Annotated in this window: 19 protein-coding genes; 6 read left to right on the top strand and 13 right to left on the bottom strand. The window is 32.7% G+C overall.

Annotated elements, in window-relative coordinates; translation table 11 throughout:
* Positions 1 to 288: 288 nt before the first annotated feature.
* The 7 genes from C1H87_RS06960 to tamL all read right to left on the bottom strand — a co-directional run bounded on the left by C1H87_RS06960 (position 289) and on the right by tamL (position 11,844).
* On the bottom strand, positions 289 to 1,152 hold the full coding sequence (locus tag C1H87_RS06960; protein WP_042497104.1) for a sigma-70 family RNA polymerase sigma factor: 864 nt from the start codon (positions 1,150 to 1,152) through the stop codon (positions 289 to 291).
* Between the two features lie 194 nt (positions 1,153 to 1,346).
* Positions 1,347 to 3,536 (bottom strand): tetratricopeptide repeat-containing hybrid sensor histidine kinase/response regulator, encoded by a 2,190-nt coding sequence (locus C1H87_RS06955; protein WP_102755118.1) that lies wholly within the window; start codon positions 3,534 to 3,536, stop codon positions 1,347 to 1,349.
* A 320-nt stretch (positions 3,537 to 3,856) separates the two neighbouring features.
* On the bottom strand, positions 3,857 to 6,115 hold the full coding sequence (locus C1H87_RS06950) for a polyribonucleotide nucleotidyltransferase (protein ID WP_102755117.1): 2,259 nt from the start codon (positions 6,113 to 6,115) through the stop codon (positions 3,857 to 3,859).
* A 224-nt stretch (positions 6,116 to 6,339) separates the two neighbouring features.
* Positions 6,340 to 6,609 carry a 30S ribosomal protein S15 gene (rpsO, locus tag C1H87_RS06945; RefSeq protein WP_102755116.1) on the bottom strand — a complete coding sequence of 90 codons (270 nt, stop codon included), beginning with the start codon at positions 6,607 to 6,609 and terminating at the stop codon, positions 6,340 to 6,342.
* Positions 6,610 to 6,804: 195 nt separating this feature from the next.
* Positions 6,805 to 7,662 (bottom strand): acetyl-CoA carboxylase, carboxyltransferase subunit beta, encoded by an 858-nt coding sequence (accD, locus tag C1H87_RS06940; protein ID WP_102755115.1) that lies wholly within the window; start codon positions 7,660 to 7,662, stop codon positions 6,805 to 6,807.
* Positions 7,663 to 7,993: 331 nt separating this feature from the next.
* Positions 7,994 to 9,061 carry a class II fructose-bisphosphate aldolase gene (fbaA, locus tag C1H87_RS06935; protein ID WP_102758197.1) on the bottom strand — a complete coding sequence of 356 codons (1,068 nt, stop codon included), beginning with the start codon at positions 9,059 to 9,061 and terminating at the stop codon, positions 7,994 to 7,996.
* 254 nt (positions 9,062 to 9,315) lie between these two features.
* Positions 9,316 to 11,844, bottom strand: coding sequence for a translocation and assembly module lipoprotein TamL (tamL, locus tag C1H87_RS06930; RefSeq protein ID WP_102755114.1), 2,529 nt, complete (start codon positions 11,842 to 11,844; stop codon positions 9,316 to 9,318).
* A gap of 273 nt (positions 11,845 to 12,117) precedes the next feature.
* Here tamL and C1H87_RS06925 point away from each other — a divergent pair, with 273 nt between their 5' ends.
* Positions 12,118 to 12,843 (top strand): TrmH family RNA methyltransferase, encoded by a 726-nt coding sequence (locus C1H87_RS06925; protein ID WP_102755113.1) that lies wholly within the window; start codon positions 12,118 to 12,120, stop codon positions 12,841 to 12,843.
* A gap of 274 nt (positions 12,844 to 13,117) precedes the next feature.
* On the opposite strand, the gene porT is transcribed toward C1H87_RS06925, so the two are convergent.
* Together porT and ubiE are read right to left on the bottom strand one after the other, a co-directional pair.
* Complete coding sequence (gene porT, locus C1H87_RS06920) at positions 13,118 to 13,843, bottom strand: type IX secretion/gliding motility protein PorT/SprT (protein WP_102755112.1); 726 nt, start codon at positions 13,841 to 13,843, stop codon at positions 13,118 to 13,120.
* Between the two features lie 5 nt (positions 13,844 to 13,848).
* Positions 13,849 to 14,574, bottom strand: a complete 726-nt coding sequence (gene ubiE, locus C1H87_RS06915) for a bifunctional demethylmenaquinone methyltransferase/2-methoxy-6-polyprenyl-1,4-benzoquinol methylase UbiE (protein WP_102755111.1) — start codon at positions 14,572 to 14,574, stop codon at positions 13,849 to 13,851.
* A 225-nt stretch (positions 14,575 to 14,799) separates the two neighbouring features.
* Here ubiE and trkA point away from each other — a divergent pair, with 225 nt between their 5' ends.
* On the top strand, positions 14,800 to 16,149 hold the full coding sequence (gene trkA, locus C1H87_RS06910) for a Trk system potassium transporter TrkA (protein WP_102755110.1): 1,350 nt from the start codon (positions 14,800 to 14,802) through the stop codon (positions 16,147 to 16,149).
* A 14-nt stretch (positions 16,150 to 16,163) separates the two neighbouring features.
* Complete coding sequence (locus C1H87_RS06905; RefSeq protein WP_102755109.1) at positions 16,164 to 17,657, top strand: TrkH family potassium uptake protein; 1,494 nt, start codon at positions 16,164 to 16,166, stop codon at positions 17,655 to 17,657.
* A 10-nt stretch (positions 17,658 to 17,667) separates the two neighbouring features.
* On the opposite strand, the gene C1H87_RS06900 is transcribed toward C1H87_RS06905, so the two are convergent.
* Complete coding sequence (locus tag C1H87_RS06900) at positions 17,668 to 18,324, bottom strand: response regulator (RefSeq protein ID WP_102755108.1); 657 nt, start codon at positions 18,322 to 18,324, stop codon at positions 17,668 to 17,670.
* A gap of 367 nt (positions 18,325 to 18,691) precedes the next feature.
* Between C1H87_RS06900 and C1H87_RS06895 the strand changes: the two genes are divergently transcribed.
* Both C1H87_RS06895 and C1H87_RS06890 read left to right on the top strand, forming a co-directional pair.
* Entirely contained in the window at positions 18,692 to 18,946 is a 255-nt protein-coding gene (locus C1H87_RS06895) for a hypothetical protein (protein WP_102755107.1), read from the top strand.
* A gap of 198 nt (positions 18,947 to 19,144) precedes the next feature.
* Positions 19,145 to 19,414 carry a hypothetical protein gene (locus tag C1H87_RS06890; RefSeq protein WP_102755106.1) on the top strand — a complete coding sequence of 90 codons (270 nt, stop codon included), beginning with the start codon at positions 19,145 to 19,147 and terminating at the stop codon, positions 19,412 to 19,414.
* Between the two features lie 170 nt (positions 19,415 to 19,584).
* On the opposite strand, the gene C1H87_RS06885 is transcribed toward C1H87_RS06890, so the two are convergent.
* Complete coding sequence (locus C1H87_RS06885; protein ID WP_102755105.1) at positions 19,585 to 20,769, bottom strand: pyridoxal phosphate-dependent aminotransferase; 1,185 nt, start codon at positions 20,767 to 20,769, stop codon at positions 19,585 to 19,587.
* A gap of 33 nt (positions 20,770 to 20,802) precedes the next feature.
* Positions 20,803 to 21,897, bottom strand: coding sequence for a fatty acid desaturase family protein (locus tag C1H87_RS06880; RefSeq protein WP_102755104.1), 1,095 nt, complete (start codon positions 21,895 to 21,897; stop codon positions 20,803 to 20,805).
* Positions 21,898 to 22,038: 141 nt separating this feature from the next.
* Here C1H87_RS06880 and rsmG point away from each other — a divergent pair, with 141 nt between their 5' ends.
* The gene (rsmG, locus tag C1H87_RS06875; protein WP_102755103.1) at positions 22,039 to 22,671 is read left to right on the top strand and encodes a 16S rRNA (guanine(527)-N(7))-methyltransferase RsmG; all 633 of its coding nucleotides are present in this window, start codon (positions 22,039 to 22,041) and stop codon (positions 22,669 to 22,671) included.
* A 3-nt stretch (positions 22,672 to 22,674) separates the two neighbouring features.
* Here rsmG and C1H87_RS06870 read toward each other — a convergent pair whose 3' ends face one another.
* Entirely contained in the window at positions 22,675 to 23,631 is a 957-nt protein-coding gene (locus C1H87_RS06870) for a tetratricopeptide repeat protein (RefSeq protein WP_158655142.1), read from the bottom strand.
* Positions 23,632 to 23,771: the final 140 nt, after the last annotated feature.

Below are 23,771 nucleotides of genomic sequence, written 5' to 3'. Positions count from 1 at the left end.
AAATACAAAAAAATATGAAATAGCTTAATAGTAGAACTAATTTCTATTAATCTGCGTAATCTTTTCTTTACTATAGGTGTATAAAAAGTGAACCCCCGGTAATCAGCCGGGGGTTCTTTCATCAATCAAAAAACGAACAGTTATGTGTAACTGTTTGTTGTGGTAATATTTAGTCGTAAAAACTTTACTGACCTAAATATATATTTTAAAAATGTCACTTCAATTACGTTCAGTGAGCATCTGTTAGGTCTCAAACTACTATAATGGTAGCTGAAATGAGCCGAAGCTCTATCCTAAATATGTTTTTAATATTTTACTTCTGGAAGTATGTTTAAGTCTTCTAATCGCTTTTTCCTTAATTTGTCTTACACGTTCACGTGTTAAATCAAATGTTTCACCAATTTCTTCTAAAGTCATTGGGTGTTGGTTACCTAAACCAAAGTATAAGCGAATAACATCAGCTTCTCTAGGCGTTAAAGTTTCTAAAGCACGCTCAATCTCGGTACGTAAAGACTCATGTAATAATTCTCTATCTGGATTTGGAGATTCACCACTATTTAATACGTCGTATAAATTAGAATCTTCACCCTCAACTAAAGGCGCATCCATACTTACGTGACGACCAGAGTTCTTCATAGACTCTTTAACGTCGTTAATAGTCATGTCTAACTCCTTTGCAATTTCCTCTGCACTTGGAGGACGCTCATGACTTTGCTCAAGAAAAGCAAATGTTTTATTAATTTTATTAATAGAACCAATTTTGTTTAATGGTAAACGTACAATACGAGATTGTTCGGCTAAAGCCTGTAAAATCGATTGACGAATCCACCATACGGCATAAGATATAAATTTAAAACCACGAGTTTCATCAAAGCGTTGTGCCGCTTTAATTAAACCTAGGTTACCTTCATTAATTAAATCTGGTAATGTTAAACCTTGGTTTTGATATTGCTTAGCTACCGATACTACGAAACGTAAATTAGCTTTGGTTAACTTTTCTAAAGCCACCTGATCTCCCGCTTTTATACGTTGAGCTAATTCTACTTCTTCGTCGGCAGTAATTAAATCAACCTTGCCTATTTCCTGCAAATATTTATCTAACGATGCAGTCTCTCTATTAGTTACCTGCTTCGTAATTTTAAGTTGTCTCATCTAAAGTTCTCCTGTGATTTTTTTATTGAATATCTGATTATTTGGGCTTTCAGTGGTTATACGTATATATGTCGTATAATGTTACAAAAAGTTTCAAATTATTTTTCATTTACTATAACTTAGACCCAAAAAAGCTAAAAAAGTCACCATTCTTAACTTTTGTTAAGAAGCTGTGCTATATTTTAAAGAGTAAATTATAATGAAATTGCTTTTTGTATTTCGGTAAGGAAGTTTTCTAATCTGAAAGGTTTTACAATGATACCGTTCATTCCCGATGTATAAATTTTTTCTTTATTCTCGTCTAGTTTTATTGCTGTTAATGCAATAATAGGAATCGTAGAATTAAACCTTCTAATATTTTGAGTTGCCGTATATCCATTCATTTTAGGCATATGTATATCCATTAAAATAACATCATATAAATTATCTTCTGCATATTTTATGGCTTTAATACCAGAATCTGCAACAGTGACTTTTGCTTTTTTATTTTCAAGAATACGTTTCGTAATCATTTGATTAACACTATTATCATCAACTACAAGAATGTGCTTGGAGGATAGATCGACATGTGTACTAACATTGGAATTTGTTCTATAACGTTCGCTTGCTTCTTCTAGAACCAGATCAAAATAAAAATTTGAACCTTCACCTCTGTTGCTTTTTACATTAATATCACTCCCCATAGCTTTGAGTAATCGTTTAACTATAGCTAACCCTAAACCAGTGCCTTCATAATTACGTTCTAAAAGTATTGATTCTTGATAAAAATCATCAAAAATACGATGCTGTAATTTTTTAGAAATACCTATACCATTGTCTTTTACGCTAAATTTTAGTTTTACTTTATTGCCTATTTTTTCTTTTAATCTAATTGATAATATAACATTTCCATTATGTGTAAACTTTAAGGCGTTACTTAATAAATTGATAATAATTTGATTAAGTTTTAGAGAGTCTCCTTTTAGAAGGAGAGGTACGTTATCTTTTATATCTATATCAATAACATTATTATTTTCTTTTTTTAAATATTTTAAAGAATTTTTTATGTTACCTACTAAAATTTTTAAATTAAAACTTATGGTGTTTATTTCGATCTCGTCCGAATCAAATTTATTGATTTGTAGTACATTATTAATTAAAGCAAGTAGATATTCACCAGAGGACTTTAAAGTTTTTAGATAATGCTTTTGTTCTGTTTTAGGATTTTCTTCAATTAGGATATCAGTAATGCCAGTAACGGCATATAAAGGTGTTCTTAATTCGTGGCTAATCGTAGAGAAAAAATTTGTTTTTAGTTTAGATGCATATTCTGTTTTTTTCTTGACTTTAATAAGTTGTGAATTTTTTTTAATAAGCTTTTTATTAAGTTTTTTTCGTTTTTGGTTACTTCTAGATAATAAGTATGATATAATAGAGGTGGTAATAAATAATATAAATAGAATAATACTAAAAAGTTTAGTGCGGACTATGGTGTTTGTTTGAGCCTTATTTATTTGTTTAGTTAATGTTATTGTTTTTTCTTGATCCATAAGCTGCTGCTCAAGCTTGGTTTTTTTTTGAAGCTTTATAGCATTTTCTTTTGAAAAAAGTTCTAGATATTCAATTTGTTTTGTAAGGGATTTATCACTTAATTTATAATCATTCTTTATTTGATAAATCTTATATTTCAGCCTCTCAGCCTTAATTAATTCAGAATAATTATTCCTCGATTTACCTAATGAATCAACTATAGTTAGTGTTTTTAAAGCTTTTTCATATTGTTTTCTTTCTTTATATATAGCAGCAATATTATTATAACATTCTTCTAAAATATTAGGTTGTTGCCCCGCATTAGATTGGTAGTATGTTATGGCCTCTTGGAATAAAGGAAAAGCTTCATCATATTTTTTTTCTCTATAGTATAAAAGTGCAATGTTGTATGTTGGTCCAAGGGCATGGACGGTAGATTCAATTTCCAGTGCAATTTTTCTTGATAATAGAAATTGTTGTTTGCATTCCTCAAATTTTTCTAATTGATAGTATAAACTCGCCATATTATTATAATGGTATACCATATATGATGTATAATTGGCTTTTTGTAAAAATTCTTTAGACTTTTTGTAATTAAGTTCAGCTTTATCATAATTCTCCATCATATAAAAAGTGCTACCTATGCAATCATAGGCTTCTCCAATTATAGAATCGTTTGCTTTCTTTTTACCCCATTCTAAAGCAAAATTTTGCAGTTTTAAGGCTGCTTCATATTCATTATGAGTAGATTCGAAAAATGATTGTGTGAGTATTTCTGTAACGCTATCTTTTGAGATTGAAAAATCTTGGGATTGTACATTTTGAAACCATAAAAAGGTATGCACAACGAAAAATAACGATAGCTTTTTTTTCATTAAACGAGGGTTTTTAAATACTGGTGGGAGGTACAAAAATAGTAAAAATAATATAAAGGTAAGATTATTAGTGTTTTACAAGTAGGGTAGTTTTGCTTCTTATGCTGTAGAGCTTCTCATAAAATGACTATTATGTATATGCTAAACGTTTTTATTACCATAAGATAAATTCATCTTGTATATTTTTGAAAATAATAACTTTTATAATCAAATAGTTATATGGAAGTTGTAAGAGTCTTGTTTAAGAATATGGTAAAAAAAAGAAGCCCCAACCAGTTAAAATTGGTTGGGGCTTATATTCCAAAATAAAATTTGAGGAATTAATCTTCTGTATTATTTTCTTTTGGTTTTCTATCGTCTCTGCGATTGTCTCTATTACGATTGTCGCGTCCACGATTATCTTTACGTCTGTTATCACGACCATTGCTGTCTCTAGGCGGTCTTGCAACATAACCTTCCGGTTTTGGTAAAATAGCTTTACGAGATACTTTTTCTTTACGTGTTCTGGAATCTATTCCAAAATACTTCACATCAAAAACATCTCCCATGTTAACAACATCAGATACATTTTCTGTACGTTCCCAAGCTAGTTCGCTTACGTGCAATAATACTTCATTTCCAGGAGCATCCATATATTCTACTACGGCACCAAAATCAAGCATTTTAATAACTTTTACTTCATAAACGCTACCAACTTCTGGCTTAAACATTAATGAGTCTATTTTTGCTAAAACGGCATCGATACCTTCTTGTCCTGTTCCTAAGATTTCAACGATCCCTTCTTCAGTAACTGGGTCTTCGTTTATAACAATAGTGGTATTGGTTTCTTTTTGTAATTCTTGAATTACTTTTCCACCAGGACCAATTAGAGCTCCAATAAACTCGTTAGGAATCGTACGTGTTACCATTTTAGGAGCATGAGATTTAACATCCTCGTTTGGAGCTGCTATGGTATCTGTTAATTTTCCTAAGATATGTAAACGGCCATCACGGGCTTGTTTTAATGCATTTACAAGAATTTCGTATGATAATCCTTTTACTTTAATGTCCATTTGACATGCAGTAATACCATCTTCTGTACCGGTAACTTTAAAGTCCATATCACCTAAGTGATCTTCATCTCCTAAGATATCTGATAAAACAGCATACTTTCCGGTTTCGGCATCAGAGATTAGTCCCATTGCGATACCAGAAACTGGTTTTTTAAGTTTAACACCAGCATCCATAAGTGCCATAGTACCAGAACATACGGTTGCCATTGAGGACGAACCGTTAGATTCTAACACCTCACTTACTACACGAACGGTATATGGACAGTCTTCTGGAACCATACCTTTTAAAGCACGTTGAGCCAAATTACCATGACCTACCTCACGTCTTGATGTTCCTCTAATTGGTCTTGCTTCACCGGTTGAGAAAGGAGGGAAGTTATAGTGTAAATAGAAACGCTCTTCGCCTTCGAATGACGGCATATCTATCATGTTAGCTTCTCTAGAAGTTCCTAAAGTAACTGTAGCTAATGCTTGAGTTTCCCCACGTGTAAAAATAGCAGAACCGTGAGTTGATGGTAAATAATCTACCTCACACCAAATAGGTCTGATATCTGTGGTTTTACGTCCGTCTAAACGTAACCCTTCATTTAAGGTAAGGTCGCGAACAGCCTCTTTTTCTGCTTTTCTATAATATTTAGATACTAAATCTCCGAAATCTTCTAATTCTTCTTCGGTAAAAGTTTCTAATATTTCTTCTTTAATAGCTTCAAATGCATCGCTTCTTTCATGTTTAGAAGATCCTGCTTTTGCCACAGCATATACTTTATCGTATGCCATGTCATGAATTTTTTGAGCTAATGCTTCATCTTCTCTTTCTGGTTCGTACTCGCGAGTTTCTTTTTTACCAAAAGCTTCTGCCAATTTAACTTGAGCCTCACACTGTACTTTAATAGCTTCGTGTGCAAATTTGATAGCTTCGGTCATTTCTTCTTCCGAAATCTCATCCATTTCACCTTCTACCATCATTACTGAATCTGCTGAAGCTCCAATAACCATATCGAGATCAGATTCTCCTAATTGAGCCAGTGATGGATTGATGATGAATTCACCATTAATACGACCAACTCTTACTTCAGAAATTGGACATTCGAATGGGAAATCGGACAATTGAATAGCAGCAGAAGCGGCTAGTCCTGCCATAGCATCTGGCATAACGTCTTCGTCATGAGACATTAACTGAATCATTACTTGTGTTTCACTGTGATAATCTTTTGGGAATAACGGGCGTAAAACACGATCTACCAAACGCATGGTTAAAACCTCACCATCACTTGGTCTTGCTTCTCTTTTAAAGAAACCTCCAGGGTATCGTCCAGCTGCAGCAAATTTTTCTCTATAGTCAACCGTTAACGGTAAGAAATCTACATCCGAAGATTTATAATTGGAAACAACTGTACACAAAAGCATACATTTTCCAGATTGAACAACAACGCTACCATGTGCTTGTTTTGCTAATTTTCCGGTTTCGATAGAAATTTCCCTACCGTCACCTAGGTCTATGACCTCTTTAAAAACTTGTGGAATCATAAATTTTTTTAATTCTAATTAAACAATGGTCGTTGTGTTGTTGTAGTTGTTGTGACCAATGAAAAACTATGTGCCCTGACCTCTTGATTGCTAGAGTGTGAGACAGGATCTGCTTAATCATAAAATGCGTTAATTTAAACTCTCACGCTCGAGTTATATTGTTTTATACCACTTTTATTTATAGTGATACTAAAACAAAAAAGAGGCTGTTAAGCCTCTTTTCATTATTTTCTTAATCCTAATTCTTTTACTATTGCACGATATCTTAAGATATCTTTCTTAGTTAAGTAATCAAGTAAAGCACGACGCTTACCTACTAATTTTACTAACGAACGCTCTGTGTTAAAATCTTTACGATTATTTTTTAAGTGTTCTGTTAAGTGATTGATTCTGTAAGTGAACAATGCGATTTGTCCTTCTGCAGAACCAGTGTCTTTTGCATTTTTTCCATGCTTTTTAAAGATGGATTCTTTTTCTTTTTGATCTAAATACATGCTAATATTTTTGTAAATAATTGTTATGTAACCGAAAGTGTCTCTTTCGAGCGGCAAATATAGTAATTTAAAATGATTTGCAAGCGAATCTGTTAAAAAGAAGCGAGGTTGTATAAAACTGCTTATAAATTAAAGATGTCTGCTCAAGTAGCGAAGTACTCGAGCAGACATTATGTTTTATACAGCCCTCTAGCTTTAAGCTCTTAAGGGTTGATTTGTAATTAAATCCAGATATTTATTTACCTTATTTTTTAACTCGTTTCTTACGGTAATAAAATCTAAGAAACCATGTTCTAACAAAAACTCAGCTGTTTGGAAACCTTCTGGTAATTCTTTTCCTGTTGTGTCTCTTACAATTCGAGGCCCAGCAAATCCAATTAAAGCACCAGGCTCACTAATGTTAATATCGCCTAACATGGCAAATGATGCGGTGGTACCTCCTGTAGTAGGGTCTGTACATAAAGAAATATATGGAATTTGTTGTTCTGCCAACTGTGCAAGTTTTACAGATGTTTTAGCCAATTGCATTAAAGACAATGCGGCTTCCATCATTCTTGCTCCTCCAGATTTGGATATAACCATTAAAGGAATTTTTTTCTTTAATGCGTAATCTGCTGCACGGGCTATTTTTTCGCCTACAACACTTCCCATAGAACCACCAATAAAAGCAAAATCCATACAGGCCACTACTAAATCTTTTCCTTTAGATTTTCCTACTGCTGTACGAACGGCGTCTTTTAAATTGGTTTTGTCCTGAGCTGCTTTTAAACGCTCTGGATACTTTTTTGTGTCAACAAATTTAAGTGGATCTTTAGACTCTAAATTAGCGTCTAGTTCTTTAAATTTATTATCGTCAAATAATATTTCGAAATATTCTTTACTTCCTATGCGTACATGGTATCCGTCTTCTGGACTTACATAGAAATTTTTTTCTAATTCTTCTGCGTCTACAACTTTACCTGTGGGAGATTTGTACCAAAGACCCTTTGGGGTGTCTTTTTTCTCCTCGGTTGTTGTGGTAATTCCCTTTGTTTTTCTTTTAAACCAAGACATAGTGATTTACGATTTTAGATTAACGGTTGTTGGATTTTTTTAATCTTAAGTAAACGTTATTCGTGTTAAGGATTAATTGTCTTTTTATAATTTTATTTATAAATAAAATTATTACTGTTTGTAGCATTTATTAAAGTATCCCTAATTTTACTTAGATATGATTAACAAAAGCTTAAGCGCAAAATTAAACCTTTTTTTAATTTAGAGGTAACAGCCTAATGTTTTTTTAGTTTAATACTTATAACTATTTGAATTATAAGAACGTAAATAAAAAAGACTCTGCGTTTTACAGAGCCTTTTTTTTATATTACTGTAGTAAATTTACTTATAATTATAACGTATTTACATTGTTTAAATCTTCGAAGGCCTTTTTTAAACGTTCTATAAAAGAAACTTCACCAGAGCGTAACCATACACGTGGATCATAGAATTTCTTATTTGGTACGTCGTCACCGTCAGGGTTTCCTATCTGTGATTTTAAATACTCAGATTTTTCATCCATATAATCGCGAATACCGCTCATGAAAGCATATTGTAAATCGGTATCGATATTCATTTTTATAACACCGTAGCTGATACCTTCGCGAATTTCTTCAACAGATGAACCAGAACCACCATGGAATACAAAATCGATATGATTTTCTCCTACACCATATTTCTCAGAAATGTATTCTTGAGAATTCTTTAAGATTTTTGGAGTTAATTTTACATTTCCAGGTTTGTAAACACCATGAACATTACCAAATGCAGCTGCAATAGTAAATTGATCACTTACTTTACTTAATTCTTCGTATGCATAAGCAACTTCTTCTGGTTGTGTATATAATTTAGAATCGTCTACGTCTGTATTGTCAACACCATCTTCTTCACCTCCTGTAATACCAAGCTCAATTTCCAGTGTCATACCCATTTTGCTCATACGCTCTAAATAGGTTTTACATATTTCGATGTTTTCTTCGATAGGTTCTTCAGAAAGATCGATCATATGCGAACTAAAAAGTGATTTTCCAGTTTCTTCAAAATGTTTTTCGCTGGCATCCAATAAACCGTCTATCCAAGGTAGTAGTTTTTTAGCACAGTGATCTGTATGTAAAATTACAGGAACACCATAAGCTTCTGCCATAGTATGTACATGTTTTGCTCCTGCAATAGCCCCTGCGATAGCAGATTTTTGACCTTCGTTGCTTAAGCCTTTACCGGCATTGAATTGAGCACCTCCATTTGAGAATTGTATAATTACGGGAGCATTTAAAGCTGCAGCAGTTTCTAATACACCATTAATTGTATCTGAGCCTATTACATTAACAGCTGGTAATGCAAAGCCTTTTTCTTTTGCAAGTTTAAAAATTGCCTGTACTTCATGACCTGTAGCAACTCCTGGTTTTATATTATGTCCCATTTTTTTTAAATTTTGAGTTAGTATATAATTGTTGCCAAAAGTAATCATTTTTTGAATAAATAAATGTGATTTAATGACTTGAAAACACTAAAAAAACACTAAAACGTTATAGTTTTTATTTTTTATTACCTGTAATCGAATTACTACTTTTTTCTGCTATAGAAAACAAGCCTAGTACAAGGAAGTTGGTTATGGTAGATGTAATAAAGGTTTTTGTATGGAACTTAATACTAGGAGATTGGGTTCTTGTGACATTAAAAAGGATAGTTTATACCTATATTATAAACGGCATTGGAGAAGTTATAATCATTAAACCACCGGTTTTTGTCTCCATAAAAAGGATCATAGGTTTTAAACCCTAAATCGAAGCGGAATATAAAAAAGCTAAAGTCGTAGCGAAGACCAAAACCAGAACCAATAGCAATATCTTCTAGTGAATTGAAATCTGTAAACGTGGCGTTCTCATCTTCTACATTATCCAGCACATTCCATATATTTCCGGCATCAACAAAGATGGCTCCATTTAAGTTTTCGAATATATTAAAACGTTGTTCTACGCTTAAGGCTATTTTTAAGTTTGCTTCATTAAACTCATTAATGGTTTTGGAGCTACCAGGGCCTAAACTATACGCCGTCCAGGCACGATTGTCGTTTGGACCTCCTGCAAAGAAACTTTTAGAAAAAGGTATACTTGTAGAGTTTCCGTAAGGTATGGCAATGCCTAAAAAGCTTCTTATAGCCAGTACATTCTTTTTCCCTAAATCCCAGTGTTTTATATAATCTAATTCGGTTTTTAGATATTGCGAATAGGCAACATTAAAAATTTCATACCTATCGTTACTTTCCTTTTTTAACCCTAAGAGTTTTGAAGCATTAGCAAGTAGGTTTCCTGCCGATTCTAGTTTAAAACGGAAAATTGAAAAGTCTTCGTCAAATAGGTTAGTACGCTTGTCGTTAATAAAACTAAAGCTTGATGAGAGAATCAAGTTGTTTTCTGTTAACCTGTTCTTACGTTCGTTAATGCTATTTATTGTTGCTAATTGACTACTTGAAATCTCACTCGGGGTTTCGGGGGCTAAAGCGTATTCTAAAAACTCGTCTGTTTGACCATCAGGAATATTTAAATCACTATCCGAGTCTATATAGTTAACATCTTTTGCAACCTGATTTAAGGTGTTATAGGAATTCTGATAGATACCAAAATAATTATTTACATTAAGGTTTCTAACATATTGTGCATTGAATAAATCGAGTCTGTTACTTACTTTTTCATTGGGATACCAGTTGTAATTAAAAGTTCCGGTAAAGGTTTGTTTGTCTAGCCCTATATTAGTTTGCCCAGTAGAAGATAAACTAATACGTGTTGCAGGCGACATGTATTTAGGAATTATTCGTTCTGTGTTAAAAGGCAAAAATAACCTGGGTATGGTTAGTTTAAAGTCTATACCAATTTCGTTAATATCGAAAAACGGATCGTCAATATTATTTTTATCTTTTGAAGCACCAATAGATCCTCTTGCAGAAACCTCCAGTGTTTCTGCTCCTCTAAAAATATTTCTAATTAACAGACTTGGGTTTAACGAAAACCCAACGGTTTGGATATTACTCTGCGAGGCATCGGCACTAAACCCTAAACTGAACTTTTTTAAAGGCGTTAACCTGATTGTATCTGTTAGTGTATTGTCGGCATTTTCTATATACTCAATATTTGGATATTTAAAGGTCCGTAATTCGTTTATATGTCTATAAGTTCGAGTTCTGTCCAAATCTCTAAAAACAGATCCGGGTGTTATAAATATAGCGTCTGTTAATGCTTCTGGTTTATAGCGTATTTTATCATAGCTATAAAGCTTATAGCCTTCATAGGTTATTGAGTCCTTGAAAGGTTGTCCTCTTTTTTCAAATGCGTAATCTGTGATGATATTAACATCTTTAATTTTGAGTATTTTAAAAGGTTCTCGTTTAATAGAATCTTGCGTTCTAATGGCTCTGTCTTGAATTTGAATGCCAACATTAACCTTCTTGTTTGTACCAACGGTATCTATTTCGAAGGTGATATAATCTTGATCGAAATGATATACTCCAGAGTTGCGTAATTCGTTAGAAATTCGATCTCGTTCTTGCTCAAAATTAGCAGTTTTGTACTGCTCGTTCGATTTTATTAAGGCTTCTCTTTTTATTCTTTGGTATAAAGAATCTACAATGGGTGATTTTACTTTTTCTGTAATAGAATCGATTATAAAGGGAACTCCGGTTTTTACATGATATTTAATACTAGCGCGCTTATTTTCATTTCGCTTAATATCGTAAGTGGTTTTAACATTAAACCAACCGTGATTAATATAGTAATCTTGAAGTCGTTTTACAGTTTTTTTTGTTTTTACTTCATCTAAAATTACTGGAGGTTCTCCTGTGGTTCGCAGCCAGTTGTTAAACCCGAGGGCAGAGTTTTTTAATTGGTTTAATTGTTTTTTAGATAGTCTTTTGGTTAATCGAGCCCTACGCTTGGGATTTTTATCCAACCAGACTTCAAATAGCGAATCCCTATTATTACGTGCTAAGTTATAGATGTGCAAACGTAACGGAATACTTGCTATTTTTCTATTAGGCTTTTGGTATAGTAAATTATTTATGGTTTCTGTGTTGTCCTTTTTTTCATTTACTAAAACGTTGGCATTGGTAAGTAAGTGTTCATTATCTGCAACTCTTTTTACGCTATCACAAGATAAAAAGTACCCTATTAACAGTACAAGTATTAATATTTTTGAGAGTCGTCTTTTCAAATGATATTCAATCAATTCAAATTATAAGTTTTACAAGTTGACTTTAATTAAAAGAAATATTGTTGATTATGGGCTCAAAAGTACATTTTTTCGAGTGTTTATTTTTATTTTTTTTCAAAGGACCTATATAACATCAATTATTTATTAAAATTTTTCAATTGGAATTCTGGTTTTTGATGTTTTTTCTGAAAAAAAATATTTAAATAATTTTAGTCCAAACCACTGTATTTTTCATTTCTTTATAAAATTAAATATTACGTTAATTTAGATTACATGCTCTCTAAAAGCCATATAAAATTAATAACAAGTCTAAAGCAAAAAAAATATAGACTACAGCATGGTTTTTTTGTTGTAGAAGGTGTTAAAACAATAAAAGAACTATTGCAATCTAAATTAGCGCTTCATGCATTATATACGGTAGAGTCTTTCAATATTGATGCCAAAAGTGAAATTTTAATTTCTGAGGCAGAACTGAAACGTATAAGCTTTTTAAAAACCCCTAACAAGGCACTGGCTATTTTTAAAATTCCGGAGGAAAAACCAATTGCACAAAATGGTCTTATTATAGCTTTAGATGCCATTAGGGACCCTGGAAACTTAGGCACGATTATTAGGCTTTGTGACTGGTTTGGTGTTAAGGATTTGGTTTGTAGTAAAGAAACTGTAGATTGCTTTAATCCGAAAGTAATACAAGCCACTATGGGGTCTGTTACCAGAGTGAATATTAGTTATGTGGACTTGGAACTGTTTTTAAATGAAACAAGTTTACCAATTTACGGTGCTTTTATGGAAGGGGAAACGGTTTATAATAAGCAATTGCCGGAAAAAGGAGTCTTGGTAATGGGGAATGAAGCCAATGGTGTTTCAGAAGCCATTGAAGCTCTTATTAATGAAAAAATATCTATTCCCAGATTTGGTGATTTGCAAGCTACCGAAAGTTTAAATGTTGCTACGGCTACGGCTATTCTTTTGAGTGAGTTTAGGAGGAGTTTGTTGTAGTGTTCAGTAATCAGTAATCAGTAAGCAGTAATCAGAAATCAGTAAACAGTAATCGGTGTTTGGTAAGCAGTATGCCAGTTGTGTTTGCAGTTTTGGTGATCAGTCTTATGATAAGTGTTTGTTTAATAATCCTTGGAATTAATATATAATTTTCGAATTACAGGATTTGAATATCTAAAAAATAAATTTTTACGTGTAGGTGGGCACGAAGAATAAATATCAAATAACTACTTTACTGAACACTGAACACTGAACACTGAACACTGAACACGGTCTACTGAAAAGTAAAATTAATAAACAATCCTCTCGTTTTCATATTGGCAACATTACTAGTCCAAGGACTATTAGGATCTTTGTCTCTAACAAGTTCGTCGCTTATACCAAAAAGCCCACGAATGGAAGGGGTGAACTTAAAGTTATATAAGTATAAATCTATACCAAACCCTAGTTCATAAAACAGTGCACTTTTTTTAGATCTAAATTGTCCGCTACTATTATCTTCAGGATTATCTTGATTATTAGATAGGTTTAAAGCCGTAGAAATCCCACCAATAACAAAAGGTTTAAAATTGTTAACACGCTTGGTTGATATTTTTACCAACAAAGGAAAATGTACATAGGTAGATTTAACTTCCCTTATTAAATCTGAGTTTTTAAAGCCTGAAGGAAAATGTGTTTGACTATAATGTAATTCTCTTGTTGTAATTAATAAACCGGGCTCGAAGCGTAAATCGATAAAACTATTAACACGCAAGTTTCCAATTAAACCTACACTAAATCCTGGGCTCTTTTTTACATAAATATCACGTAAATCTTCTTTATAGTCGAAATTAAAGTCGTAACTGTTTATTCCTAAAAAATACCCCCAACGCAATAATCTATTATCTGTAGAACCTCTTCCTTGGTTCGCGTCGTAAACAACTTTTTCCTTGCTAAAAAGTTGAGCGTTAGAAGTTTGTAGTATAAATAAAAATGATATTAATGCAAAAAACTGCTTCATGTTTATTACTTAGATGATTTATAAATTGTTGCCACACCAAAAGTTTGTGGAAAATCCTCAACATTAATAAACCCAATTTTACGCAAAATATTGTTTAAAACTTCACCATATGGAAAAACAGAAGCAGATTCTGATAAATATCTATAGGCGCTCCTATCTTTCGAAAACATTTTTCCGATAAGGGGTAAAATGTATTTCGTGTAAAATTTATACCCTTGTTTGTATGGTGTTTTAGATGGAACAGAAGTTTCTAAAATCACGAAAGTACCATTTGGTTTTAAAACTCTAAAGATTTCTTTTAAGCCATTTTCTAAAGTTTCAAAGTTTCTTACGCCAAAAGCTACAGTAATAGCATCAAAAGAATTATCCTCAAAAGGCATATTTTCGCTATCACCTAAAACCATTTCAATTTTAGACTCTAAGGCTTTCTTTTTAATTTTTTCTTTGCCAATTTCCAGCATACCACTGCTTATGTCTAAACCAACAATTTTTGAGGCATTGGTTTCTGCAAGGTTAATAGCTAAATCTCCTGTTCCTGTAGCAATGTCAAGAATAGTTTCGGGGCTATTTTCTTTAACAATCTTTACTACTTTTTTTCGCCATTTAATGTCAATTCCAAAAGAGATCACACGGTTTAGTCCGTCGTAATCTCCAGAAATAGTATCAAACATTTTAGTGACCTGCTCTTTTTTGCCTAAATCACTGTTTTTGTAGGGTTTAATTTTCGACAATGTTGTAAATTTTTGGCAAACCTACATAATTTATTTTTACTTTATATATTAACTCAAGGCAAAATGAATCATAATGGCTAAAATTGTTAAAACAAATATTGTGAGGGAAACCTTAAGCTTTTAAAAGACAATAATGAAAGGGGTTGTGAGCATTATATTTATAATATCTCATGCAGCATGTGTATTTTATAGTATATTTGTTCTACTTTTTATGATAATTGAATAATGAAAATAATCATTGCAGGAGCTGGTGAAGTAGGGTTTCATTTAGCAAAGTTGCTGTCTTACGAATCTCAGGAAATAACATTAATAGACATAGATAAAGAAAGTTTAGCTTATGCTGATGCCCATTTGGATATTAAAGTTATTAGAGGAGATACCACTTCAATCTCTATACTAAAAGAGGCTCGGGTAAACAATTGCGATTTGTTTATTGCCGTAACTGCTATTGAAACCACTAATATTACAGTATGTGTTTTAGCTAAGCAATTAGGCGCCAAACGTACCATTGCCAGAATTTCTAATACAGAATTTATAAACTTTAAGGATGAAGTAGGATTTACCAAGTTTGGTATTGATGAGTTGATTTCTCCAGAAGCTTTGGCGGCGTCTGAGATAAAATTATCTTTGAAACAATCGTCCTTTAACGATACTTACGAATTTGAAGGCGGGGCACTTACTATGGTAGGTTTAACATTGTCCAGATCGGCTTCATTTGTTGGTAAGACTGTTAAAGAAGCTGCAAAAATATTCCCGGAAATTCATTTTGTGCCTATTGCGATTCAACGTTTTGGAACGCAGTACACGATTATCCCACGGGGTAATACGGAGTTTAAACGAGGGGATAATGTAGTATTTGTTACTTCTGAAGGCGGAGGAGAAGAGCTTTGCAGACTAACAGGGAAATCAAACAGTGATATTAAAAATGTGATGATTTTGGGCGGTAGCCAAATAGGTTACAAATCGGCCAGGGACTTGAGCGATCAAGGATTTAATGTAAAGCTTTTTGAGGAAGATAAGGATCGTGCTTTCGAAATAGCCGATGATTTACCAAATGTTTTAGTGATTCATAGCGATGGGCGAAATGTTGATTCGCTTGATGAAGAGAATATTAGTGGAATGGATGCTTTTATTGCTGTTGCTGGTAATTCTGAAACCAATATTATGTCTTGCTTAGTAGCAAAATCTAAAGGGGTTAAAAAAACCGTTGCTTTGGTTGAAAATATGGATTATTTCGAATTATCGCATTCTGTTGGTATTGAAACACTGATAAACAAAAAGCTATTAGCGGCTAACAATATTTTTAGATATATAAGAAAAGGAGAGGTTGTTGCCATGACCAAACTTAGCAACATGAATGCTGAGTTGTTAGAGTTTCAAGTAAAATCCACTTCGGCTATTTGCAATAAGTATATTAAAGATATTGATTTTCCTAGATCTGCAATTATTGGGGGGGTTATTAGAAATGGCTTAGGGGTAATTGCGCTTGGAGATTTTAAAATTATAGAAGGCGACCTTGTTGTGGTCTGCAGTCTGCTCAAATCGATAAAAGGCGTCGAGAAACTATTTCGCTAAGATGCATTTGTAACATGAAGTTAAATTATAAAATAATTTTTCATTTCTTCGGACTACTGCTGCTGTTTAATGGCGGTTTTATGTTGTTATCCGCTCTTGTAAGTTTACTTTATAAAGACGGGGTAACCTATCAACTATTTTTTTCGGGTATTTTTACTTTAATCGCAGGCCTTTTGGCTATGGTGTTTACCAGACGTCATAAAAAGGAAATGAATAAGCGAGAAGGGTATATTGTAGTGTCTTTTGGTTGGATTATTATGGCGCTTTCTGGCACGTTACCTTATGTGTTAACTGGAAGCATACCAAGTTTTACAAATGCTTTTTTTGAAACCATGTCTGGTTTTACAACAACCGGAGCCTCTATTCTAAATGATATTGAAGCTGTGCCCAAAGGTGTTTTGTTTTGGCGTAGTTTAACGCATTGGATAGGCGGTATGGGAATTATCGTTTTAGCTATTGCCATATTACCACTTTTAGGAATTGGAGGCATGCAGCTTTTTGCTGCCGAAGCTCCTGGACCGAGTGCAGATAAATTACACCCGAGAATAACAGATACTGCCAAACGTTTATGGCTCATTTATTTTGGGTATACGGCCGCAGAAACGTTGTTGTTAAGTGTTGCAGGGATGTCTTTTTTTGATGCTATTAATCATTCGTTATGCACATTGTCTACAGGAGGGTTTTCTACTAAAAATGCCAGTATTGCACATTGGAATGGTCAGCCTATTATTCAGTACATTATTATTGTATTTATGTTTTTGGCAGGAACTAACTTTGTTTTAAGTTATTTTGCTTTTAAAGGAAAAGTCCAAAAAATAATTAATGATGAAGAGTTTAAGCTCTATTTTAAATTTATAGCAATTTTCACAATTATAGCAGCAATCATTATTTATTTTAGAGCAGATGTATCTGCATCTTCTATTGAGCATCCTATGGTCTGGGGTGAAGCGGAAAGTGCTTTTAGGCATGCACTTTTTCAAGTTTTGGCTATTGTTACCACAACCGGTTTTGTTACAGCAGATTATACCATGTGGACACCGCTGTTGGTGGTTTTCTTTTTCGGTATTATGTTCCTAGGTGGTTCCGCGGGAAGTACGTCTGGGGGCGTAAAAGTCGTGCGTCATTTAATATTGATAAAAAATGGCTTTTTAGAGTTTAAGCGCACCTTACATCCTAATGCTATTTTACCAGTGCGTTATAATAAAAGGGCTATTTCTGGAGATATTGTATTTAATATCTTAGGGTTTTTTATTCTTTATATGTTGTCGTTTATTATTGGCGCTTTAGGGTTTTCCATGTTTGAAATCGATTTTAAATCGTCAATAGGGTTGGCCGCTTCCAGTTTAGGAAACGTAGGGCCTGCTTTAGGTGAATTTGGTCCTGTAAATAATTATTCGGCGTTACCTCCTCTAGCGCAGTGGTGGGCGTCTTTTTTAATGCTTATTGGTCGTTTGGAACTCTTTACGGTACTTATTTTGTTTACACCATTCTTCTGGCGAAACAGATAACCAAGTGTTTTTAAATAAATCCTAGTTTTTTTGCTTCTTTTACCAAGTTGAAATTTTTATTGTTTTTGGTATCCAGCAAGTTTTTTAGTTTCGTTTTTCTTACTTCGATAGCTCTGGTAGATAACGGAATATAGTTTGATAAATCCTTAGTTTTTTCACCCATAGATAAGTGATATAATATCTGTCTGTCGAAGTCATCAATTACTACCCGATTAGCATATGTTTTACGTGTATATCCCTCAATTGTTTTGCTATAATAGATCTTCCCTTTTAAGGTTTGCAAAATGGCATTTTTCAATTCTACGCCATCAATATCGGATTTAATCATGAAACCTTCGGGTCGGATTTCGTTAATAATGCTTTGAACCCTTGCTTGGTCTGTAACAGACGTTAATATTAATATTTTTGCATTAGGCATTACCTTTCTTATTAAAAGCCCTAAGTCTTCTCCGCAAATAAAGCGCTCGTTTTTAGAAATTGGAAGTTGAAGGTCGAGAAGAATTAATTGTGCTTTAATTCGTTGAATTTTTTGCACAGCTTCATCGCAATCTTTAGCAAAGGTTACATTAAAAGAAACATTTGATATCTCTTTTAATATGTTTTTATAAGCATTTGCTATAATAGCAGAGTCTTCAATTATAAGTAGATTAATGCTGATTGGGTTCATGCTCAACTAATTATTTTGTTCTACTACCAAAAATATCGATTGTTTTTTGTAGTCCTATTAATGTAAGAAAAAATTGTGGTAAAACCACAATAAATACATAAATAAATATCATTCATTTGTGTTTTGTTTTTTTGATGGCAATAAGGGCTATTATATTGAATTCCATTATTTAAACAAAAGGTTGTTATAAAAGTCACTGATTAAGTCAGTGGCTTTTTTTTGTTTTTTGATTTCAGGTTTAAATCTTGTTTGTAAGTGATTACAGAATTGTTTTGTTTCTATTTTAATTATTTGTAAATAATTTCTTCTATGTAACAATTTAATTGTTTGTTCGTCATCATTGTATAAACCAATTAAAAATAGTATTATGGAATTATTATCAACAGATCAAGATTTAGAACCATTACCTGAATCTAAAGTATTTGAATACATTAAGCCTGAAGGTATCTTAAACTCTAATTACAAAAAATTAGTAACAAAGAATTTAAACCAGATAACGTCACAAACTCTTTTTGGGATTAAGCAGCGCTTAAAAAATAGTCAACATAAATTTACTTCCGGAGCAGAAACCCTTTTAAAGGTATCTGTTTTTGCTACTATTCTCATTACAATCTTTTCTTAAATAGTCTTGTAGTCTGTAAAAACTGTAACGTTTTTATAAAACTAGCTACATATTATATAAAGCAGCTTTTTACGATTGTTAACTGATGATCTTTTGAGCTTAACCTCAAAATAATCTTTTATTTTTTTGAATTGCATTCAATAAACGTGTTTTGTTGAAGTGTCAATTTTATTGTAAAATTTTAAATACTTAGAAATTATGGGAGGAGAAGGGGCAATGATGGCTGCTAACAATTCTTTAAAGAATAATAGGAGTCTTTTATCAAAAAGAAAAGAAAAATCGGCTTTGGGAGGTAGTTATGCTAATGTTAAACTAGCTGAATTTCCAAAAGCAACACCAGATCAATTAAAGGAAATTAAAGAAAGACTGGGTAAAGAAAACCAAAAGAACAGGTTAATACAAATTGTACTGTTTGGAGTGGTATTTCTGGTCTCAACTTCATTGATTCTTTATTTTACTGCATATTAAAAAAGGTCTAAAAAGTTCTTGAATTGTCATTTTGAGCGCAGTCGAAAAATCTCAACATATTAATAAACAGGTGTTTAATTTTAAGAGATTCTTCACTATGTTCTGAATGACACTTAGACAGTCTCAACTTTTTAGACCTTTAAATTATATTGATCGTTTATTTACTATTCTTAGCTTACAGCTTCCTTTATTCTCTTAATAGCTTCAATAATTTGTTCTTGCGAAGCAGCATAAGATATACGAATACAGTTAGGGTTACCAAATGCATCACCAGTTACCGTAGCTACTAGAGCTTCTTCTAGTAAATACAAAGAAAAATCTGTAGCATTATTTATTGTTTTACCTCTTAGTGTCTTTCCGAAGTAAAAAGAAATATCTGGGAATACATAAAAGGCACCTTCTGGTGTGTTAGAATTAAAGCCTTCAATATTATTTAATAAGTCAAGTACAAGATCGCGACGTACTTTAAATTCGTCGATCATATATTGTACTTTGCTCGGAGAAGCATTAAGAGCTGTAATTACGGCTTGTTGCGCAATACAGTTGGCTCCACTTGTAATTTGACCTTGCATTTTGTTGCAAGCACGCGCTATTTTTTCTGGAGCGCCAATAAAACCAATACGCCATCCGGTCATAGCAAATGCTTTAGATACGCCATTTACTGTAATGGTACGATCGTACATATCGTCAAATTCAGCCATACTCGCATGTCCGCCAACATAGTTAATATGCTCGTATATTTCATCAGAGACTACATAAATATTCGGGTGTTTTACCAAAACATCAGCGAGAGCTCTTAATTCATCTTTACTATATACAGATCCACTAGGGTTACATGGAGAGCTAAACCAAATCATTTTAGTATTCGGTGTTATGGCTGCTTCAAGTTGCTCCGCTGTCATTTTAAAATCGGTGTCAATAGATGTTTTAACTTCTACAGGAACCCCATCGTTTAATTTAACAATATCGGAATAACTAACCCAATAAGGGCATGGTAAAAGAACTTCATCACCCTTGTTAAGCATAACACCAGCTATATTTGCCAAACATTGTTTAGCACCAGTAGAAACTACTATCTGCGGTAAGGTATATGTTAAGTTGTTATCGCGCTTAAATTTGGTAATAATAGCTTCTTTTAATTCCACATAGCCATCTACCGGAGTATACGAATTGTAATTATCGTTTATAGCTTGAATAGCTGCATCTTTAATAAAATCTGGAGTGTTAAAATCTGGTTCTCCAAGACTTAAGCCAATAATATCTTTCCCTTCTCCTCTAAGTTCTCTTGCTTTCGCTGCCATAGCTAAAGTAGCAGACGTAGCCATATTCAAAATTCTATCTGATAATAAGTTCATTTTTATATATTTCTTTTTTGTGAAGTGTAAATTCTAGGCTAAACTAGGCTTTTTACCTAAAAGCTTTAGTTGATTGTAGTGCTCTGCAATAGCTTTCCAAATGGTATCATATTCATTATAAGGTAAGCTAAACTCGTTTGCAGTTTTTTTAACGATTTTAGCTATTTTGTCATAATGTATATGGCTAATTTGAGCAAATAGGTGATGTTCAACTTGTCGGTTTAATCCTCCAGTATAGAATTTTACTAACCAACTTTTAGGTGAAAAATTTGATGTTGTGAATAATTGATGGATTGCCCAGGTGTTTTTCATGTTACCATTATCATCAGGTAAAGGCATTTCTGTATTAGGCATAACATGAGCTAATTGGAAAATAACACTTAGAATAATTCCTGCAGTGTAATGCATAATAAAAAAGCCGATTAAAACTTGCCACCATGTAAAGCCTAAAACTAATGGTAAAACAACCCAAATAGCATAATATATAATTTTACCAACAATTAATTTTGTCCATTGCGTAGCAGGGTTAGGGAATTTACCATAGGATAGTTTTCTTTTTAAATAAACGAAAGTTTGTTTAAAATCTGTAGTAATAGCCCAGTTTACTGTTAACAAACCATATAGGAAAAAAGCATAGAATCTCTGATATTTATGAATTTTAAGCCATTTTGTATGCTTGGAAAAACGAATAATTCTACCTGCATCAATATCTTCGTCATGCCCTTGTATGTTAGTATAAGTATGATGTAAAACATTATGTTGCACCTTCCAGTTGTAATCATTCCCAGCTAAAATATAAATACTGCTCCCCATCAATTTGTTAACCCATTTCTTGCTTGAAAAAGAACCGTGATTTGCGTCGTGCATAACATTCATGCCAACACCGGCCATACCAACACCTACAACCATCATAAGGACAACTTGTGCCCAGGTAGGGAGATCGATTGTAAAGATTAACACAACTGGAACAATAAGTAAAGAGAACATTATTATGGCTTTAATATATAGTTTCCAGTTTCCTGTTCGTTTTATGTTATTGTCTTTAAAATAATCGTTAACACGTTTGTTTAGTGTTTTGAAAAATTTCGCAGAATCAGTTCTTGAAAAGGTTAGTGCTTGTTTCCCCATGCTATTAATTTAAAATATAGAAGGAATAAATTCCCATTGTTATTAACCCGACAAAGATAAGTATAAACCAAATTAAGTTATAACATATTTTTGTAAAAATATGCACATAAAAAGTATATTTTTGTTGAAAATTTAACATGCATGGAGCTTATTTTAAAATATTTCCCAGACCTGACCGAGGATCAGATTTCAAAATTCGAAAAGTTAGAAATACTTTATCAGGATTGGAATTTAAAGATTAATGTAGTGTCTCGTAAGGATATTGATGAGCTTTATTTACGTCATGTTTTACATTCTATGTCCATAGCAAAAGTTTTAGAATTTAAGTCAGGCAGTAAGATTCTTGATGTTGGAACCGGAGGCGGATTTCCAGGTATTCCTTTGGCTATTCTTTTTCCGGAATGCTCGTTTCACTTGGTTGATAGTATTGCCAAAAAGTTAAAAGTGGTCGATGAGGTTGTTAGTGGTTTGGGGCTAACTAATGTAAAGACAACACATAGCCGTGTGGAGGATATTAAGGATACGTACGATTTTATTGTAAGCCGTGCTGTAGCAGCCATGCCAACATTTGTACGTTGGGTGAAAGGTAAGATAACGAAACAACAAAGTCATGATCTTAAAAATGGCATATTGTATCTAAAGGGAGGGGATTTAAGTGAAGAACTTCAAGATTATAAAACAGCCACAATATATAATTTAAGCGATTATTATACTGAAGATTTTTTCGAAACCAAGAAAGTAGTGCACTTGCCTTTAAAATTTAAAGGAAACTAAGTTTTACAGTTTTAATAGGGCTTGAATATTATTATTAAAGTAGTAGTATTTATTCTGAAACCAATAAGTATTATCGAACAATCCGGTAGTTTTTATATCTTTTTCTGGTGATAATATAGACTTTGCTTTCTGTAAATTCAATTTAGCATTAGTAATATCTCCTGTTTTGTAATATGCTAATGCCAAACCAAGAAGTGCATCAAAATCTGTGGAGTCAAATTTTAAAGCAGAGGTGAAATCTGAAATCGCAGTATTATATTTGCCTAATAATAAGTACGATGTACCCCTATAAAAATATGCAAATGCATTATTTCTGTTAAGAGCTACAGCTGCGTTTAGATCGATGTTGGCTTTTTGGTAGTAATTAATATCCAGATAATAAACCCCTCTGCTGTAATATGTATAAGCACTAGGTTCTGCTAAAATGGCTAGAGAGTAATCTTTTAATGCTTTTTTGTGTTCTTTTAATGCTTTATATGCACTGGCTCTTAAGATGTAAGTTTTTGGTTGATCGGGAACCACTTTAATAACTTTACTAAAATCTTTTATAGCATCTTCATATTCTTCCAAGTCATATTTTACGCATCCTAAACTGTAAAGAGCATCAATAAAGGTAGAGTCTGTTTCGAAGGCTTTACTGTAGTCACTCTTAGCCCCAACAAAATCTTTTAAACTATATCTAGAATTTCCTCTATTGTAGTAGGTGTCTGCATCTGGTTTTAAAACAATTATCTTAGAGTAATCTACAATGGCACCATGAAAATTTCCCAAATCGTTTTTCGCAATACCTCTATAAAAATAAGCATCAAGGTTTTTAGGATCCAATTTTATAGCTTCTGTAAAAAGGGCTATTTTTTTGTTTAAATCGGCTTCCCTCATTCCTTTTCTAAAGAACTTATTTGATTGAGAATACGTAAGTAACGGAATTAAACATAATATTAAGATGATATATTTTTTCATACATATTTTTTCAACAAATAACATGCCGTTTCTTCAAGACTAAATGTAATATATTTTTTTAAAAGAAAAGCATTGTTTTTGTAAGCAAATACACTTTTTCACTGTAATAAAAAATGATAAAAATCAGTTTTATGTAAGTT

It is taken from the genome of Flavivirga eckloniae (assembly GCF_002886045.1).
GTDB lineage: Bacteria > Bacteroidota > Bacteroidia > Flavobacteriales > Flavobacteriaceae > Flavivirga > Flavivirga eckloniae.
The sequence above is the reverse complement of the archived record's forward strand: the minus strand, read 5'-3'. Positions and strand labels throughout refer to the sequence as shown.

Bases quoted from the DNA above. Each gene is read 5' to 3' on its own strand.
- C1H87_RS06885 (WP_102755105.1), bottom strand. From the start codon at position 20,769: ATGAACTTATTATCAGATAGAATTTTGAATATGGCTACGTCTGCTACT.
- C1H87_RS06905 (WP_102755109.1), top strand. From the start codon at position 16,164: ATGAAGTTAAATTATAAAATAATTTTTCATTTCTTCGGACTACTGCTG.
- rsmG (WP_102755103.1), top strand. From the start codon at position 22,039: ATGGAGCTTATTTTAAAATATTTCCCAGACCTGACCGAGGATCAGATT.
- C1H87_RS06895 (WP_102755107.1), top strand. From the start codon at position 18,692: ATGGAATTATTATCAACAGATCAAGATTTAGAACCATTACCTGAATCT.
- C1H87_RS06880 (WP_102755104.1), bottom strand. From the start codon at position 21,897: ATGGGGAAACAAGCACTAACCTTTTCAAGAACTGATTCTGCGAAATTT.
- C1H87_RS06950 (WP_102755117.1), bottom strand. From the start codon at position 6,115: ATGATTCCACAAGTTTTTAAAGAGGTCATAGACCTAGGTGACGGTAGG.
- C1H87_RS06900 (WP_102755108.1), bottom strand. From the start codon at position 18,324: ATGAACCCAATCAGCATTAATCTACTTATAATTGAAGACTCTGCTATT.
- trkA (WP_102755110.1), top strand. From the start codon at position 14,800: ATGAAAATAATCATTGCAGGAGCTGGTGAAGTAGGGTTTCATTTAGCA.
- fbaA (WP_102758197.1), bottom strand. From the start codon at position 9,061: ATGGGACATAATATAAAACCAGGAGTTGCTACAGGTCATGAAGTACAG.
- C1H87_RS06890 (WP_102755106.1), top strand. From the start codon at position 19,145: ATGGGAGGAGAAGGGGCAATGATGGCTGCTAACAATTCTTTAAAGAAT.
- C1H87_RS06955 (WP_102755118.1), bottom strand. From the start codon at position 3,536: ATGAAAAAAAAGCTATCGTTATTTTTCGTTGTGCATACCTTTTTATGG.
- porT (WP_102755112.1), bottom strand. From the start codon at position 13,843: ATGAAGCAGTTTTTTGCATTAATATCATTTTTATTTATACTACAAACT.
- accD (WP_102755115.1), bottom strand. From the start codon at position 7,662: ATGTCTTGGTTTAAAAGAAAAACAAAGGGAATTACCACAACAACCGAG.
- C1H87_RS06870 (WP_158655142.1), bottom strand. From the start codon at position 23,631: ATGAAAAAATATATCATCTTAATATTATGTTTAATTCCGTTACTTACG.
- C1H87_RS06925 (WP_102755113.1), top strand. From the start codon at position 12,118: ATGCTCTCTAAAAGCCATATAAAATTAATAACAAGTCTAAAGCAAAAA.
- C1H87_RS06960 (WP_042497104.1), bottom strand. From the start codon at position 1,152: ATGAGACAACTTAAAATTACGAAGCAGGTAACTAATAGAGAGACTGCA.
- rpsO (WP_102755116.1), bottom strand. From the start codon at position 6,609: ATGTATTTAGATCAAAAAGAAAAAGAATCCATCTTTAAAAAGCATGGA.